Raw genomic sequence first — 17,014 nt, forward strand, 5'->3', positions numbered from 1 at the left:
CGCTTCGCTTCGGGCACCCTGATGTCGCTACGGACGGCACCGACGCCTCTGCGCACACCAGACTAGCTATCTCGCAAAAGCCTGAAAGGCGACAGCCCTCCCCCGCCCCACACACAAAACACCAAACCACCAAGCAACACACTAAAAGGCGACAGCCCTCCCCCCGCCCCAGTTCGCTAGGCACGGGGCGCACACACTGAACCACCGCGCAACCCAACGAACCGGCGGGATTCCACGAACCCCTGAACCACAGGACGTAAAGAGGAGCGGGGCGGCACATCGGTAGCGCGCCGCGTTTTCCGGATGCGCCCTCAGGGTGTCATACGGACGCTCTCCGCAGCGAAGCAAGGAGGAGCGGAGCGTCCGGGTGACGGGTGCCCCTGCGTAGGCGCGGAGGAAACATGCGGCGCGCGTCATCTGAAACAAAGCCGGACACAAGCTCCTCAAACCCAAAAACTGTATTTATTCGGGGAACGCAAAAATCCCGCCGATTCCGAAGAATCAGCGGGATTTTCTGTGAAGTGCGCCCCCTGGGACTCGAACCCAGAACCCATTGATTAAGAGTCAATTGCTCTGCCAATTGAGCTAGAGGCGCTTGTTTTGTTTTTCAAGGTTTCCCTTGCAACAGAAAAATACTATACGCGAGTTTTTGTGGTGTGCGCAAGTTGATTTGGAGTGAGCCTGGACACATTGTTTGGGTGGGGTGTGTGGGACACTAGACTGTGTGTATTGCATGGGGCGCGTCCGCCCTTGGTACTGTGTGGGGTGCATCCGCCGCTCTCCTGCTGTTCTCTATTGATGTTTTGAGGAGTTATTGATGAGCGTTCGTCTTGAGCCGGGCACCCCGGCACCTGCTTTTACCCTTGCTGATGCGTCGGGTAAGGAGTACAGCCTGAGTGATTATGCGGGTAGCAAGGTGATTTTGTATTTTTATCCGAAGGCGTCGACTCCGGGTTGCACGAAGGAGGCGTGCGATTTCCGCGATAATTTGGCGTCGTTGAAGTCGTTGGGTTACGTGGTGTTGGGTGTTTCTCCGGATTCGCCGGCGGCTATTGCTCGTTTTGTGGAGAAGGAATCGTTGACGTTCCCGCTGCTGTCTGATGCTGACCATGCGGTGGCTGAGGCGTATGGTGCGTGGGGTGAGAAGAAGAATTACGGCAAGGTGTATGAGGGTCTGATTCGTTCGACGTTTGTGATTGATGAGCAGGGTGTTATTTCTGTGGCTCAGTACAATGTGCGTGCGACGGGTCATGTGGCGAAGCTGCGTCGTGATTTGGGTATTGACCCGAAGTAGGGTCACGTTTTCTGGGGTTTGCGTATCGCTGTTCTACTGCTTCTTGAGGGGCTGGTGTTCGGCGTGTTTGCGGGCTTTTTGCCCTATGGGGGCTTCTTTTAAGGCTTGGAGAACCTTGGTTCCTGGTGTACACTAATTTTTTGTTGCCTCAGACGCATGCATCTTCGGATGTGGGGTGACACTGCGCGCGAGTGGTGAAATTGGCAGACACGCAGGATTTAGGTTCCTGTGCCTTATGGCGTGGGGGTTCAAGTCCCCCCTCGCGCACACACATTTACATTGGGCCCGCCGTCACGGTTTTCGTGGCGGCGGGTTTTCTTGTATGTGCCTTACCGGGGTGGGTGTGTCTCGCCCGGTTGGGTGTTGAACCGTTATCCTGAGAGATAAGCATCCGCGACGGAAGAGAGGACCCTCCCGTGCAGCATCAGCCTTATGCATCGTCAGCTGTTGGCAATTCTGATGCGCTGCTTCGAGCCACTGTCGGCTCGAGTGGCTTGAGTCGACGCGCCGTTTTGCGTTTTGGCGCACTTTTTAGTGCTGGTTTGGCGCTTTCTGCGTGTTCTGGTCAGTCTTCTGCTGGTTCGTCTGCTGGGTCTTCGGCGAGTGCGTCGTCTGCTGATGCGCGTCGTGTGTTCCGTTTTGCGCAGGGTGCGGCGCCGTTGGGTTTGGATCCGGCGTTGTTTCCTGTGGCGAGTACGTATCAGGTGACGGCGCAGGTTTTGCAGACGTTGTTGGTGGCGAATCATTACACGGGTGATCCTGAGGTTCAGGATTCTTTGTGTAGTGCGTGGACGGTTTCTGATGACCGTTTGGTGCATACGTTTGTGTTGCGTGAGGCGCATTTTAGTAACGGTTCTGCGTTGACTGCGGATGCTGTGGTGCAGAATTTCCAGAGGTGGCAGGCGTTGGCTACGGGTGAGGGTACTGCAGCTCATGCGGTGCCTGCTCAGCCTTTGTTTGCGTGGGGTTTTGGTGTGCCGAAGCCGGGTTCTATTGATCCTTCGGCGGTGGAGCCTGCGCCTGTTCAGGCGTCTCCGTCGGGTGCGACGACTCCGTCAGCAAGTGCTTCCCCGTCTGCTTCTGCGAGTGCTTCTGAGACCGCCTCCCCGAGCACTTCCCCGTCGGCTTCTGCTTCTTCTGATGCCGCTACCCCGAGCGCCTCTGCGAGCGCTTCTGATGCTGCACATCCGGGCGATAAGAAGACCAGCAAGAAGGCGGATGCTCAGTCGTCTGCGGTGCAGTCGTTCTTGCCGCTGGTTTCGTCGGTGGTGGCGAAGGGTAACTCTGTGGTGGTGACGCTGTCGCGTCCTTCTCTGGCGTTCCCGCGTATTTTGACGCAGCAGGCGTTTGGCATTATTGATCCTTCGCTTTTTGGTGCGGATCAGAAGCTGACGGGTAACCCGGTGGGTACGGGTGCGTTCCATGTGGAGTCGTTCGAGGCTGGCACGGTTCGCTTGCTGAAGAATACCCATTTTGATGGTCAGGCACCTGAGCTGGATGAGATTCAGATTTCGACCCTCACTTCGTCGGATAAGCGTTATTTTGCGCTGATGCAGGGTCATATTGATGCGTGTGATCAGGTGAATTCGTCTGATCTGGGTCAGTTGGCGCGTGATGGTTATCAGACGCCGGGCCGTGACCCGTTCTCGCTGGTGTATTTGGGCTTGAATACGGCGCATCCGGTATTGAAGAATATTTCGGTGCGTCGCGCTATTTCGCATGCTGTGGATCGCGGTGCACTACGTCAGTATTATCCGCAGGGCACCTCGGATGCGCAGACGCTGATTTCGCCGTCGTTCCGTATTAAGGCTGATGATGCGAAGGATTACACGGACCGCAATCAGGATATGGCGCGCTCGCTGCTGGCGACGGCTGGGTACGACAATCAGGTGATTGAGTGCTACTACCCTGCTGACGTTTCTCTGCCGTGGATGGATACTCCTCAGAAGGTGTATTCGGAGATGGTGGCTTCGCTGATTGAGGTGGGTTTGAATATTAAGCCGGTGCCTCTGCCGTGGGCTGAGTATCTGCCGAAGAGCCGCGAGGTTTCTTCTGAACGCGGTATTACGCTGGCCGGTTTCTACGGCATGTACCGTGACCCGTACGCATTCTTTGGCCCGGTGTTGGCGCCGCTGATTGCTGAGCATCAGGTGCGTTCGTTGATTGCGAATGCGCCGTCGGATATGACGACTGGTTTGACGAAGAAGAGTTCTGATGTGCCGTCGTCGGGTGGTGCGAATTCGAATGTGCGGATTTCTGCGACTCCGAGCCCGCAGCCGAGTTATTCGCCGGACCCGTTGACGCCTGAGGAGGAGGCTTCGGCTTCTGCTTCGCCGAGCCCGTCGGCGTCGCCTTCGCCGCAGCCTACTGCTGTGGCGGTTGCGCCGTCGCCTCGTTTTACGGAGATTTTGGAGGCGATTCGTACCGCGGATTCTGCCGATTCGGTGGATTCGCAGCGCGAGTTGTATGCGAAGGTTGTGTCTCAGCTGGGTCAGTTCATGCCGGCGGTTCCGTTGCTGAATGTGACGTCGAAGGTGGCGGTGAGCCGTGAGGTTCAGGGCTATCAGACGGAGCAGAATGCGATTGAGCTGTTCGGTAAGCTGCGCAAGTCGTAGCCTGCGTTTTTAGCTTTTGCGGAAAGGGGTGCATCCCGGTTGGGGTGTGCCCCTTTTGCTACTTTTGGTGGCTTTCGGGGAGCCGGTGGGCGGGTGCTTCTGAGGGTGCTTTTGGGTTGTTGCCAGTGGGTGTAGCAAATGCGCGCGATTACGGGTCTTTTCGACCCTAAGAGATTTATTGATATGAACTGCAACACTCTCTCTCGTTTTGTGGATTCTGGCTATGCCAACCCCGCTAAAAGGAGTAGGCTAGATGATGTACCCCACATTCACTGTGCCCAGGCCGGGCACCCGCACCCCTAAGGGAGAATTCAGTGGTAGCACGTACTGAACGAACCGACGTCGTCCTGGTGGGCGGCGGCATCATGAGCGCCACCCTCGGCGTGTTCCTCAAGGAACTCGAGCCGACCTGGAACATCATCCTGCTTGAGCGCCTCGACAAGGCCGCCCAGGAGTCCACCAACCCCTGGAACAACGCCGGTACCGGCCACTCGGCACTGTGCGAGCTCAACTACGCCCCCGCCGGCCCCGACGGCACCGTCTCCACCGCCAAGGCGTTGAACATCAACGAGCAGTTCCAGATTTCCCGCCAGTTCTGGGCATCCCTGGTTGAAGAAAAGATTCTGGACAACACCGACTTCATCAACCCGGTTCCGCACATGTCCCTGGTCTTCGGCGAGGATCACTCCAAGTACCTGGCCGCACGTTTCGACGCCTTCCGCAAGGAGAAGCTCTTCGAGCGCATGGAATTCTCCACCAAGCGCGAGAAGATTGCCGAGTGGGCACCGCTGACCGTGAACGGCCGCAAGGGCAACGAACCCATCGCCGCCACCTGGGCTCCCGAAGGTACCGATGTTGACTTCGGCGCCCTCACCCAGCAGATGATTGACTACCTGCAGCCCAGGGGCGTTGAGGTTCGCTACGGCTACCAGGTCACCAACCTGAACCGCGAGTCCAACGGCTCCTGGACCGTTGACGCGATTAACCGCATCAACAAGGAAGAGCCGCTGACCATTAACGCTAAGTTCGTGTTCCTCGGCGCCGGTGGCGGTGCCCTGCACCTGCTGCAGAAGTCCGGCATCAAGGAAGGTAAGGGCTACGGCGGCTTCCCCGTCTCGGGCCTGTTCCTGCGCAACACCCACGAGGCTACCGCACAGAAGCACAACGCAAAGGTCTACGGCCAGGCATCCGTGGGTGCTCCCCCGATGTCCGTGCCTCACCTGGATACCCGCTACGTGGACGGCAAGCGTGCCCTCATGTTCGGCCCCTACGCAGGTTTCAAGACCAACTTCCTGAAGCAGGGCTCCCTGCTGGATCTGCCGCTGTCCCTGCGCCCGCACAACATCTACCCGATGACCCGCGCAGGCATCGACAACCTGTCCCTGGTTAAGTACCTGCTCTCCGAGCTGGTCAAGGACAAGAACGCACGCCTCGAGTCGCTGTACCAGTACTATCCCGAGGCTGTTGGCGGCGAGTGGGAGCTCATCGAGGCTGGCCAGCGCGTTCAGATTATGAAGAAGGACGCGAAGAAGGGCGGCATCCTGCAGTTCGGTACCGAGGTTGTCTCCGCAGCGGACGGCTCCATCGCGGCTTTGCTGGGTGCATCCCCCGGTGCTTCCACCGCGGCTCCGATTATGCTGAACCTGCTGGCTAAGTGCTTCCCCTCCAAGATTGCCGGTTGGGAGCCTCGCCTGAAGGAGCTCATCCCCGGTTACGGTGTGAAGCTCAACGATAACCACGACCTGGCTGATGAGCTGATGGCTCACACCGCTAAGGTTCTGGGTATTCACAACTAGTTTTCAGTTAGGCTCAGCAGGTAGCTTTATACCCTAGCTGACAAGCCTTTTTTGAGGCTTTTCGGGGCGGTTACCCTCTCTAACTGACCGACAGGTCAGCTATCTGCACTCGCAGAAAAATGCGGGAGGGTTAGAAAACCCTATAATGTCACCGCAGGGGCGGGAAGGACAGCTCATTGTTCTCCTCGCCCCTTCTGTGCGCCCACACACTGAAGCTCATAGGCGCACCACTGTGTACACCCCATCATTCAAGGAGCCCCATTGGCTGCACACACCGGCTCTTCCACGGACACCTCCTCAACCCAGGTACCCGCCGGAGCTCGACGCGGACTCTTCTCCCGCAAGCAGAAGCCCGCTGACCCCAAGTACGTCAGCGTCAAGCTGCGCGACTTCCCCAAGGGCAGCATCCTCTACATTCTGCGCCGTGCCATCTACAAATTCGGCGCAAACGGCGGCACCGACATGGCGGCAGCACTCACCTACTTCACCGTGCTGTCCATCTTCCCCGCCCTGCTGGCAATCGTCTCCCTACTGGGCGTATTCGGTCACGGTGAGGAAAGCGCCGCGGTCATCCTCGCCTTCCTCAAGGACAACGCGCCCGCCCAGATGTACGCCATTCTGGAAGACCCCATCAAGCAGATTACAGGCGACCATGGCGCAGGCCTGGTGCTGTTGACCGGTATCCTCAGTGCACTCTGGTCCGCCTCTGGGTACACCGGATCCTTCGGCCGAGCTCTCAACACGGTCTACAACGTGCGTGAAGGCCGCCCCGGCTGGATTCTCAAGCCGCTGAACGTCTTCGTCACCACCGTGATTATCATCCTCGTGGTACTCATGATGCTCATGATGCTGCTGGGTGTAACCGTCCTGGACATGGTCGGTCGGTATGTACCCGAAACCGTGGATATGGAGCTCATCAAGCTCATCTGGCTGAACGGCCGCTGGGTGCTGATTCTGTTCATGGCAATCGCCCTGATCACTCTACTCTACGCCGCCACCCCGAACGTGCGCCGTTACAAGGCATGGAGGCTCTCCCCCGGTGCGGCACTCGCCCTCTTCGGCATGGGTCTGGGCGCATTCGGCTTCACCCTCTACGCCAACAACTTCAGCAAGTACAACGCCACCTACGGCCTGATCGGTGGTGTGATTGTGATGCTGCTGTTCATCTGGATCATGAACAATATGCTTCTCTTCGGCGGGCATCTGGACGCCGAAATCATGCTCATGCGCCAGATTATCGCTGGCGATGACGACCACGGCCACCTGAAGGTGCAGCCGCGCAGCACCTCCGCATCGCGTGCACTGAAGGCACGCCAGGAACGCCTCATGTCTGCAGGACGCGAACTGCAGCAGCAGGCGGCAGGCCAGGGCATGCTCCCCAAGCCGAAGGGCCCCTCCATTGCGGCTCGCGTGCAGAAGGCTGTGGACACCAACACCACCATGATTCGCACGTTCATTGCCGACGGTAAGGAACGCATCGAAAACGGTAAGGAGCAGCTGCAGCAGAAGCAGGCGGAGGCCGACACCAAGGCGGAAGCTACCGAATCTGAGGCGAAGGTTGACTCTCAGCAGGAGGCGCTCTTCGACCTGAGCACCGATAGTTCGAACGGTGCGGCGAAGAAGAACTAAACGGCAGCTCAGCTGAGCGCGTACCGCTTCAACCTGATTAAGGGCGCGAGACAGAAAAGGGCGCAGGACAAAAAGGGCGCAGGACAGAAACCCTGCGCTGGTCACTAAGATAGACATATGACCAGTGCAGAATTCTCTCCCGCGCCCTTTGCCGTACCCAGTGCCGCTACGCCCAATGATGCCGCGCCCAGCGTTACCCTCCCCGACCTCGAGTACACCCTCTACCAGCCGCAGCAGCTCAAAAGCCGCATCCCCGCCCTCATGATTCACGGCTTCGCCACCCGCGGCGAACAGCTCTACGGTGGCACCAGCTGGATTCGCCAATACCTGCGCGCCGGATACCCCGTGCTAATCGTTACCCTGCCCTACCACTCAGACGAATACCTCAAAGACCCCGAATCCATGCACGCCATCGACTGCAAGCTCCCCAACAACACGGGCGTGCGCAGCCGCACAATTCCGTTCGATTCGGTGCCACCTGTCGATGCGGCAGGTCAGCCGCTGACCCCTATGCACCTGTTCACCAATCTGCTCGCCCAACTGCTGCGCACCGTCGCCACCGAGAACGACCTCGGCGTTGAACTGGAACCGCGCGCGCACGTTATCGGCTTCTCCTTCGGCGCCCGCGTCGGCTGGGAGCTCGCCCTCACCCACCCGGAGGCGGTCGCCTCCCTCACCCTCGGTGGCCTGCCCCTACACGACCACCTCATCACCCTGCGCGCCATGCTCGAAGCGCACGAGGGCACCAGCGTCACGGCGAGCGCAGAAACCCCCGCGGCAGACTCCACCGACGAGGCGATTGCGTCCTTCACCTCGATTATTGACAACTCCCCCGTTCAGCCCGACGCGCTACTGAAGTTCGTGCGGATTCCCTTCGGTCCGTTCTTCGACGTGCCCGCCCTGCGTGCCGGCTCCCCGGACCTGCCCGCTGGTCACCCGGGTGCGCATCCGCACGCGCCCATTGCGGTTGTGCTCGGTGACGCGGATACCATCGCCGCCGACGGCGCGGAACTCTACGACATGGTTCGTGACGACAATCCGCTCAACCGTTTCATCTCCCTGCCCGGCCGCGACCATGTGAACGCCCTGACCTCGGGCGCGTTCCGACGCGGTGCGCTCGCCTTCGCCGCTGAGGTGGAGGCGGCGACGTCATAAAACGTCACATTCCCCTGGGGGCTTCACGCTCAGCCCCGGGGTGCATCAGGTATGCCTTAGCTCTTATAATGGGAACGTATCAAAAAACCTTTATCTGCGGTTGAACCTCAACCACAATCCCCAAGCAAAGGAACAGCATGCACAAGGTTAAGGCTGTCGTAGCCCTCTCCCAGGACGCACCCGTCACCGTCACCACCATCAACGTACCCGACCCCGGCAAGGGCGAAGCCCTCGTCAAGGTCCTCACCTGCGGTGTCTGCCAGACCGATCACCACTACGTCACCGGCGGCGTCGGCCAGGACTTCCCCTACCTGCTCGGCCACGAGTCCGCAGGTATCGTCGAGGCTGTCGGTGATGACGTCACCGACATCGCCCCCGGCGACCTGGTCATCCTCAACTGGCGTGCAGTCTGCGGCGAATGCCGCGCATGCCGCAAGGGCCAGCCGCAGTACTGCTTCGCAACCCACAACGCAACCCAGAAGATGACCCTCGAGGACGGCACCGAACTCACTCCCGCACTGGGTATCGGCTCCTTCGCGGAGAAGACCCTCGTCGCAGCCGGCCAGTGCACCAAGATCACCGCTGACATCAGCCCCGAACAGTACGCAGCAATCGGCCTGCTCGGTTGCGGCGTTACCGCAGGTCTGGGCGCTGTGCTGAACACCGGTGAGCTCAAGCGCGGCGAGTCCGTCGCAGTTATCGGCTGCGGCGGCGTCGGCACCGCAGCAATCGCAGGCGCACAGCTCGGTGGCGCAACCACCATCATCGCCGTCGACATCGACGAAGAGAAGCTGGCACGCGCACGCGAGCACGGCGCAACCCACACCGTGAACTCCTCCAAGGTCGACCCCGTTGAGGCTATCAAGGAACTCACCGGCGGCTTCGGTGCAGACCTCGTCATTGACGCTGTCGGCGTCGCCCCCACCTTCAAGCAGGCATTCGAGGCACGCGACCTGGCAGGCCGCGTCGTCCTCGTCGGCGTGCCCGCACCCGGCGCCACCTGGGACATCCCGCTGGATGAGGTCTTCGGCCGCGGCGGCTCCATCAAGAGCGCATGGTACGGCGACACCCTGCCCTCCCGCGACTTCCCCGAGTTCGTGGACCAGTACCTGCTCGGCCGCCTCGACCTGGACAGCTTCGTCTCCGAGCGCATCCGCCTCGAAGACGTCAACGAAGCATTCGAAACCATGAAGACCGGCCGCGTGCTGCGCTCGGTCGTGGAACTCTAGGACCGTAGCGTGGAACGTATTGAACGAGTCGTCACCTCCGGCACCTTCTCGCTGGACGGCGGCTGCTGGGATGTTGACAACAACGTCTGGATTATCGGCAATGACTCCTCCGTGATCATCATTGACCCCGCCCACGACGTCGACAAGATCTCCCGCACCGTCGCAGGCCGCACCGTGGAGAAGATTCTGCTGACCCACGCCCACGACGACCACATCCGCAGCGCAAAGGAGGCGGCAGAACGCTTCGGCGCACCCGTCTACCTGAACCCCGCAGATCGTGTGCTCTGGGAAATGGTGTACCCCTCCTGGGACTTCGACCACGAACTGGCTGACGGCGATGTAGTGCGCATCGGCGATACCGAGCTGAAGGTCCTCGCCACCCCCGGCCACTCCCCCGGCTCCGTGTGCTTCTACGCACCCACCCTCAGCTGGGAGAACAGCGAAGGCGTCGTCTTCTCCGGCGACACCCTCTTCAACGGCGGCCCCGGCGCAACCGGACGCTCCTACAGCGACTTCGACACCATCATCGAGTCGATCTCGACCCGCCTGCTGACCCTGCCCGAGTCCACCGCGGTCCTCACCGGCCACGGCGACAGCACCGGCATTGGTCTGGAGGCGCCCGAGCTTCCGGCATGGATCAAGCGCGGTCACTAAACCGGCAGCCTCGCTGAGGCGTAAAAACCGGTACACAAAAAGGCGGATGCCCCACCACCTGCAGAAGGTGGCGGGGCATCCGCCTTTAGTATGCGCTCACAACGCTCAAGCTCAGATGCGTTCGGTCGAGCCGCGCACCGAATTAGCAGTGCACTGAATTAGCCACACGCCGAACTAGCTACGTGCCGTCTCAGACAGAGGAGTCAGCTGCTCCTCATGCTCAGAACGCCACAGGTAGCCGTACAAATGACCCAACGCAAAATACAGCGTCGCAATAATCACCGGCACCATAAACGCATTACGGTAATACGGAGCGTCACCCATATAGCCGCCCCACATACTACCCATCGCAAGACCAATACCCAGCATCGAGCGGGTAAAGAAGCTCGCCTGCGCATCAGGAATATGCTTGAGCGAACGGTTCAGCCACAGCTCATGACCGCCAAACGCCACACCCAGCACCGCACCACACAGCACCAACGCATAGAAAATCGTGGACGTATCATCACTCGCCGGCAAATACAGGGCACCCATAATCAGCAGAACGCCGCTCACCAACCAACCATGCCACGGGTTCACCGAACGGGCACCCAAAACCACGGGGAAAGACACAAGCACCATCGCGCCGGTACCGGTCGCAACCATCGCCATGAACAGGTTCATCGAACCGTGAATCAGCGAGAAGCCCAGCAGACCCGAACCGACCGCGCCCATACACGCACCCAGCAGCACCAGACCAAGAATCAACACCACCGTCTGCTTATTCGGACGGACCAGATTCTTCGGCGGAGACATGCGAATACGCGAAATATCCGGCAGCCACATCGGCGCGGCCAGAACCACAATGAACAGTAGCGCATCCAGAATCATCGTGATCCAGAAGCCCGCATACTCATGATTCGGGGTGAGGTACGCATCGCCCAGCCGCACCAGCAGAGCAGCCAGCGGGTACATCGACAGGTTCGCCGTCGTCCCCCAAGAAACAGCTGTCGACAAGCGAACATCACTGTACTTATAGTTGCGGCGGTACAGCGACTCCAACGCAAACGGCGTCCACGGCGGAGTCGTAAAACCCATCGCCACGCAAGAGAGCGCATGGTATGTCGTACTCACGTTATTCGGGTCAACCGTCAAACGCCAACCAATGACCAGCATATTCAGCACCGCAGCAATATTCAGCACCGACGTAATCGCCAGCAACGCCCTCAAACCCAGGGCACGCACCAGCATCGGGCCGAGCATAATCTGCACCGAATACGCGCCAGCAAACGCCGCCACCGCATAGCCGCCATCATGCACACTACCCAGGTGGCTCGCCAACAGAATATACAGCGCAAACGCCGAAGAAGCCGCCGGAATATGGAACAGAATCGTCAACACATTACGGGCAAAGCCCTCATCACGGAGCACACCGCGCAGATGGTAACGCTGCTCCTTACCGTTACGCAGGAACAACGCCCAATGCTGACGCAAAATATCCGGCACCGAGGCGTTCGTATTAACCTCATCCGCAGTAGGAACCGGTCGCGGCGGCAACTCCTGCAACACGTGGTCGTTACTGCGCACCACATCCGTCAAGGACGTACCCGGAACCGTTGGAATACCCGTGCCCGAAGCACACGACTTATCCGGCGAATCGGAGGCGGGTGCCACCTTCATGGTGCGCGGAGGAACCTCCGGTGCGGATGCGTTAGCGCGCGCATCAGCCGAAGGTTCCACACGATACGTTGAATTCGGTGCCCTGTCCTGAGGTGTCGAGGTCATCATCTCTTTCACGAATAAGCCGCCGGACATGCCATAACAGCAGCCCGGAAGCGAATTTATGCCTACTAGGAGTTTACCCTCACCGACGAGCCGTTCTGACCCTTTTCCACCACAATCTGCGCTGGAATACGGTTCTTCATCTCCTCCACATGCGAAATCAGGCCAATAGTGCGGCCACTATCACGCAGAGATTCAATCGTGCCCATCACCATATCCAGGGTTTCGGCGTCCAACGTGCCGAAGCCCTCATCAATGAACAGGGTGTCCAGCTCGATGCCGCCGTTATTCGCCTGAACAACCTCCGCCAGACCTAACGCCAACGACAGCGACGCCAAGAACGACTCGCCGCCGGACAGCGACGACGCCTCACGCGGCTCGCCCGTCCAGGTGTCAGTAATCTCCAGGTTCAGGCCACCGCCGGAACGGCTACCCTTCGCACGGTGATCGCTGAACACCATGCCGTAGCGACCCTCACTCATACGGTCCAGGTGCAGTGACGCCGAGTGCAGAATCCGCTCGAACTCGGCACCCAGCACATAGCTGACCAGGTCAACCTGATGCTCATAACCGCCCAGCGTATCACCGCGGGCAGCCGCCGCCAAGTTAGCTAATATCTGCGCACGGTCATAACGCTGCGCCGTCTGCGCACGGAATGCCGCATACTCGCCACGCAGCGCCTGCAAAGAACGCAACACGCTCTCCCGCTCACCCTCACGAAGAGTCAACCGGTGCGCCGCCGCACGCAGCTGCTCAACCCGCTCACGCACACCCTGCAGATCATCCGGCGCCTGCTCACCAGCGGCGGCACGAGCCGCCACCGCAACAATCGCCTCACGGCCAAAGCCCTCAAGGAGGCGGGCATGCTCCAGCTCGTACGCGGCAACAGCCTGTTCCAGGGCGTCGACGCGCTCAGGGGTGCGGACCGCCGCCTGCACCAGCTCGGCGCTCTCAAACGCAGACTCGCCCAACAGGCGCTGCGCCTGCGCCGCCGCCAGAGCATGACGCTCACGCGCCTGCCCCAACAGCAACACCGCACGAGCAAGACGCTGATGCGCCGCACGGTAGCCCTCCACAGCCTCAACACGCTGCGCAAAACCCACCGCCGCACGAGCAGGCGCCAAATCAGCCGCGGTAGCCTCACAGCGCGCCGCAGCGTCACGGTGACGCGTCTGAGCTTCCACCGCCGCGCCCTCGATGGTGCGTAGCGCCTCCTGAGCCTTCTGCAGCTCAACCCGCACCCGCTCAACCTTCGCCAGCACGCCGTCACGCGCCGTCACGCGTGACTGAGCCTGCGCGAGGCGGGTCTGCGCCTGCTGCAGCTGCGCGGCAGTCTGCTCAACATCGCACTCGCCCTGAGCCGCCAGGGTCTCGTACTGGGTGCGGGCGGCGGCAAGCGCCTCGGAGGCTTCCTGATGTGCCTTGGTCGCCCGATCCTTAGCCAGTTCGTGGGTACGCGCCTGCTTGTGTGCCTTGTCTTCACGCTCCTTGGCGGCGTCCAGGTCGGCACGCTCAACCAGCTGCTCGCCCTCGGCAATCCGCGCCGGAGCGGGGTGCTCCACTGAACCGCAGACCGCGCAGGGTTCGCCGTCCTTGAGCTCACGCGCCAGCAGAGACGAGGCCTGGGCGAGGCGCAGCACCTGCAGGTTCTTGAACTCCTCCGTGGCGGCGAGCGCCTGCTGAGCCGAAGCCTGCCACTTTTCCTGCGCCTTCTGCTCGGCGGTGGCGGTGCGCTTGCTCTGCTTCTGGGCCGCAGCAACCGCGGCGGAGGCGGCATCCAGCTTCTGCTGCATCTGCTGGGCTGCATCGTGCTTCTGCTGCGCCTCGGTGACCAGGTGCGCGGCGAGGGTACGCTCCTCGTCGGCGGTGCTGTAGCCGGCGAGTTCTTCGGCGAGCTGCTCGGCTTGGGCGGTGAGGTCGTTCAGCGTCTTTTCGGCACGCGACTTGTCCTGTTCGAGGGAGTTAGCCTGCTTCAGCAGGGCGGCTGCGGCGGCTTCCTCGTCGGCGAGCTGCGCGTCCTTCTTCTGCAGGGCGCGCAGGGTGTCAAGGAGCGCCTCGAGCTGGATTTCCTGCTCGGCGGGCTCGAGGGAAGGGAGTGCGGCGAAGGTGGTCTCCTCAGGGAAGGTGGTCTCCGGCGAAATGTTCTCATCGCGCAGTGCCGCAAGCAGAGCGTTGCCGTTCTCCTCCAGCGCGGATGCACAGGCCGCCTGCTCCTGCTGGCGGGCGGCGAGCGCCTGCGATTCGGCATGGACCTGCGCGTACTGTGCGTGCAGGGGCGCGGCGGCACGCGCCTGCGCCAGCTCTTCACGCTGCGCCTTGTGTTCGTCGGCGCGTTCGGTCAGGCGGGTGCGGCGCTCGCAGAGCTGCTCGTATTCGCGCCAGTCGGCCTGTAGCTGGGCGCGTTCGGCGAGTAGGCGGGTGTTCCGGTCGGCTTCGTCGGTGAGGCGCTGCTGCTCCTGCTTTTCGCGTGCGGAGGTTTCGCGGGCGCGTTCTACTCCGCCGGCGACCCATGCGTCGAGGGTTTCGGCGGTGACACTCTCAGCGGTGAGCTGTTCGGAAGTCTCCGCCTCCACAGGGTCTTCGGTAGCGGAGCCCTCCCCTGCAGCATCTTCAGCGTCCGGATCCGCAACATCCAGTAGCGCCTGCAGGGCGAGCATTTCTGCGCGGGCACGTTCGAGGTAGCCGCGCTGGGTATTTTCGTCCTGGGCGACGTCCTGCTGAGCCTTTTTCGATTCTTCAAGGAGCGCGTCGAAGAGCTGCTCGTAGTGTTCGACGGGGAACATCTTTTTGAGCAGTTCTTTGCGTTCTTTGGGCTTGGACTTGAGGAATTGCGCGAACTGGCCCTGCGGCAGGAGCACGACCTTGAGGAATTGTTCTTTGGTCAGGTGGGTGCGTTCGGCGATGGTGCGGTTGACTTCGGCGACGCTGCTGGAGATGGGCGTCCATGCCTTTTCGTCGGAGGGGTCGGCGCCGGGTGCGAGTTCGGCGAGGGTTGCTTTGGCGCTTTCTTCGCGCATCTGGCCTTTGCGGGCGCCGCGGGTGATGGGTTTGTTGTAGGCGGGGGGGCGGTCGATGCGCAGGCGCTTGCCGTGGAGGGTGACGTCGAGTAGCACGCGCGGTTTGGTGCCGCTGTGTGCCGCGTAGGTGGAGTGCAGTTTGGCGGATTCGCGGTCGCTGCTGGTTTCGCCGTAGAGGGCGTAGCAGATGGCGTCGAGGATGGTGGTTTTACCGGCGCCGGTGGGGCCGTTGAGTAGGAATACGCCGGCGTTGTTGAGGGTGTCGAAGTTGATTTCTTGGCGCTTGGGGTATGCCATGAAGGCTTCGAATTCGAGGTTGTGCAGGATCATGCGTTGTCCTTGTGGCTTTTGATGTGGTCGCTGAGGGTGGTGATGACGTCGCGTTCTTCGCTGGTGAGGGGGCGGTTGCGTACGTATTGGTGGAATTGGTCGAAGGTTTCGACGGGGTCGGCATCGCGAGTGAGGGGCGCGGCGACGGGTTTTTCGGTGGCGGGTTGGGTGCTGCGGTAGCTGAAGTGGGAGATGGTTTCGTAGCGGCTGCGCAGGCGGTCGACGGCGCCGACGGGTAGGGTTTCGTCGGTGAGTTCGATGCGGCAGTAGTAGCCCTGCTCGTAGGGGCTGTTTTCGGGGCTGTTGAGCAGCTGGTCCATGGTGCCGCGCAGGGTTTTCATGTGTACGCGGGTTGCCCATTCGTGGCTGCTGATGGTGGGTTCTTCGCCGGGGTTGAGTTCGATGAGGTAGGCGCCATTGCGGTTGTGTTCTTCGCTGAATGAGAAGCCGAGGGGTGAGCCGCTGTAGCGGATGGTGTGGGTGACGGGGTAGCGCTTGTGGATGTGGCCGAGGGCTACGTAGTCGAAGCCGTCGAAGAGGGAGGCGGGTACCCAGTCGATGCCGCCGACGCTGATGTCGCGTTCAGAGTCGCTGCGGGGGGTGGTGTCTGCGCTGCCGGCAATGTCACTGCCGGTGGTGTCGCTGACGGTTGCGTGGCTCATGACGATGATGCGGTCGGCACCTTCGCCGCGGGCGCGTCGTTCTGCGGCGTCGGCGCGGATGGCGTCGGTGACGGCGCCGAGGACTGCCTGGTGGGTGGGGTCGACGCCGAGGGCGGTGGCGTGGAGGCGCGGCGCGAGGTAGGGGATGGCGTAGACGTGTACGCGCTGGGTGCCGTCGGTGAGTTCGACGGGGCGGGTGGTGTCTTCGATGGTGGTGCGTAGGTGCACGCCGGAGGCTTCGAAGAAGGCAGCGCCGTAGCTGAGGCGGCGGAAGGAGTCGTGGTTGCCGGAGCTGAGGATGACGTGCACGCCGGCGCGCATGAGGCGGGTGAGTGCTTGGTCGAGCAGGGTGGTGCTTTCGGCGGTGGGGATGGTGCTGTCGTAGACGTCGCCGCTGATGAGGAGGGTATCGATGCCTTCGGCGTGCACGTAGTTGAGCAGTTCGTCGATGAACTGCTGGTGTTCGCGGGTGAGGGGGCTGCGGTGGAAGGTGCGGCCGAGGTGCCAGTCGGAGGTGTGCAGAATCTTCATGGTTTCAGTATGGCATTGCGTCTTGTTTTGCGCCTCACAGTTCGTCATTCGCGGTTCGGAACCTTCCGTAGCGCAGGCACTCGCGCGGAGCGGGGCTCCAGCCTCTGTGTCTCCCCATCCGCGGAGTAGGCACCTCACAGCGGCGAAAGTGCTCATGCGGAGCGGGGGCTCCGTCCTCGAAGCGCCCCCAGGCGCTGAAGAGGGGGCACTCCCCCGCGAGCGTGAGTGCAAAGCCGTCTTTGTCTAAGCCCCTTCCATTCCCGGCAAGGACGAGTAGCCAACTCACCGCGGCGTAGGTGCTCATGCAGAGCGGGGGCTCCGTCCTCGAAGCGCCCCCAGGC

Annotated in this window: 10 protein-coding genes and 2 tRNA genes; 8 read left to right on the forward strand and 4 right to left on the reverse strand. The window is 61.2% G+C overall.

The features are described from left to right. Window positions 1–522 precede the first annotated feature (522 nt). Window positions 523–595, reverse strand: a tRNA-Lys gene (locus HMPREF2528_RS08530). 222 nt (window positions 596–817) lie between these two features. Between HMPREF2528_RS08530 and bcp the strand changes: the two genes are divergently transcribed. The 8 genes from bcp to HMPREF2528_RS08570 all read left to right on the forward strand — a co-directional run bounded on the left by bcp (window position 818) and on the right by HMPREF2528_RS08570 (window position 10,372). Next, window positions 818–1,294, forward strand: coding sequence for a thioredoxin-dependent thiol peroxidase (gene bcp, locus HMPREF2528_RS08535; protein ID WP_005505514.1), 477 nt, complete (start codon window positions 818–820; stop codon window positions 1,292–1,294). Window positions 1,295–1,479: 185 nt separating this feature from the next. Then, window positions 1,480–1,561 (forward strand) — tRNA-Leu (locus HMPREF2528_RS08540). 149 nt (window positions 1,562–1,710) lie between these two features. Further along, a complete protein-coding gene (locus HMPREF2528_RS08545) occupies window positions 1,711–3,909 on the forward strand; it encodes an ABC transporter substrate-binding protein (protein WP_070505992.1) in 2,199 nt (732 codons plus the stop codon). 314 nt (window positions 3,910–4,223) lie between these two features. Continuing rightward, complete coding sequence (locus HMPREF2528_RS08550) at window positions 4,224–5,705, forward strand: malate:quinone oxidoreductase (RefSeq protein ID WP_070543733.1); 1,482 nt, start codon at window positions 4,224–4,226, stop codon at window positions 5,703–5,705. Between the two features lie 261 nt (window positions 5,706–5,966). Then, window positions 5,967–7,334 carry a YhjD/YihY/BrkB family envelope integrity protein gene (locus tag HMPREF2528_RS08555; RefSeq protein WP_070543734.1) on the forward strand — a complete coding sequence of 456 codons (1,368 nt, stop codon included), beginning with the start codon at window positions 5,967–5,969 and terminating at the stop codon, window positions 7,332–7,334. 117 nt (window positions 7,335–7,451) lie between these two features. Beyond that, a complete protein-coding gene (locus HMPREF2528_RS08560; RefSeq protein WP_070543735.1) occupies window positions 7,452–8,489 on the forward strand; it encodes an alpha/beta fold hydrolase in 1,038 nt (345 codons plus the stop codon). A 137-nt stretch (window positions 8,490–8,626) separates the two neighbouring features. Then, window positions 8,627–9,718 carry an S-(hydroxymethyl)mycothiol dehydrogenase gene (locus tag HMPREF2528_RS08565; protein WP_070543736.1) on the forward strand — a complete coding sequence of 364 codons (1,092 nt, stop codon included), beginning with the start codon at window positions 8,627–8,629 and terminating at the stop codon, window positions 9,716–9,718. A gap of 9 nt (window positions 9,719–9,727) precedes the next feature. Next, window positions 9,728–10,372 (forward strand): MBL fold metallo-hydrolase, encoded by a 645-nt coding sequence (locus tag HMPREF2528_RS08570; protein ID WP_070543737.1) that lies wholly within the window; start codon window positions 9,728–9,730, stop codon window positions 10,370–10,372. Window positions 10,373–10,546: 174 nt separating this feature from the next. Here HMPREF2528_RS08570 and HMPREF2528_RS08575 read toward each other — a convergent pair whose 3' ends face one another. The 3 genes from HMPREF2528_RS08575 to HMPREF2528_RS08585 form a co-directional block, all read right to left on the reverse strand. Then, window positions 10,547–12,139 carry an MFS transporter gene (locus tag HMPREF2528_RS08575; RefSeq protein ID WP_246823922.1) on the reverse strand — a complete coding sequence of 531 codons (1,593 nt, stop codon included), beginning with the start codon at window positions 12,137–12,139 and terminating at the stop codon, window positions 10,547–10,549. Between the two features lie 62 nt (window positions 12,140–12,201). After that, on the reverse strand, window positions 12,202–15,480 hold the full coding sequence (locus tag HMPREF2528_RS08580) for an AAA family ATPase (protein ID WP_070543738.1): 3,279 nt from the start codon (window positions 15,478–15,480) through the stop codon (window positions 12,202–12,204). Further along, window positions 15,477–16,673 (reverse strand): exonuclease SbcCD subunit D, encoded by a 1,197-nt coding sequence (locus HMPREF2528_RS08585; protein WP_070543739.1) that lies wholly within the window; start codon window positions 16,671–16,673, stop codon window positions 15,477–15,479. The genes HMPREF2528_RS08580 and HMPREF2528_RS08585 overlap by 4 nt, the downstream gene beginning before the upstream one ends. Between the last annotated feature and the right edge of the window lie 341 nt (window positions 16,674–17,014).

Source organism: Rothia sp. HMSC078H08 (genome assembly GCF_001808955.1).
Classification (GTDB): Bacteria; Actinomycetota; Actinomycetes; order Actinomycetales; family Micrococcaceae; genus Rothia.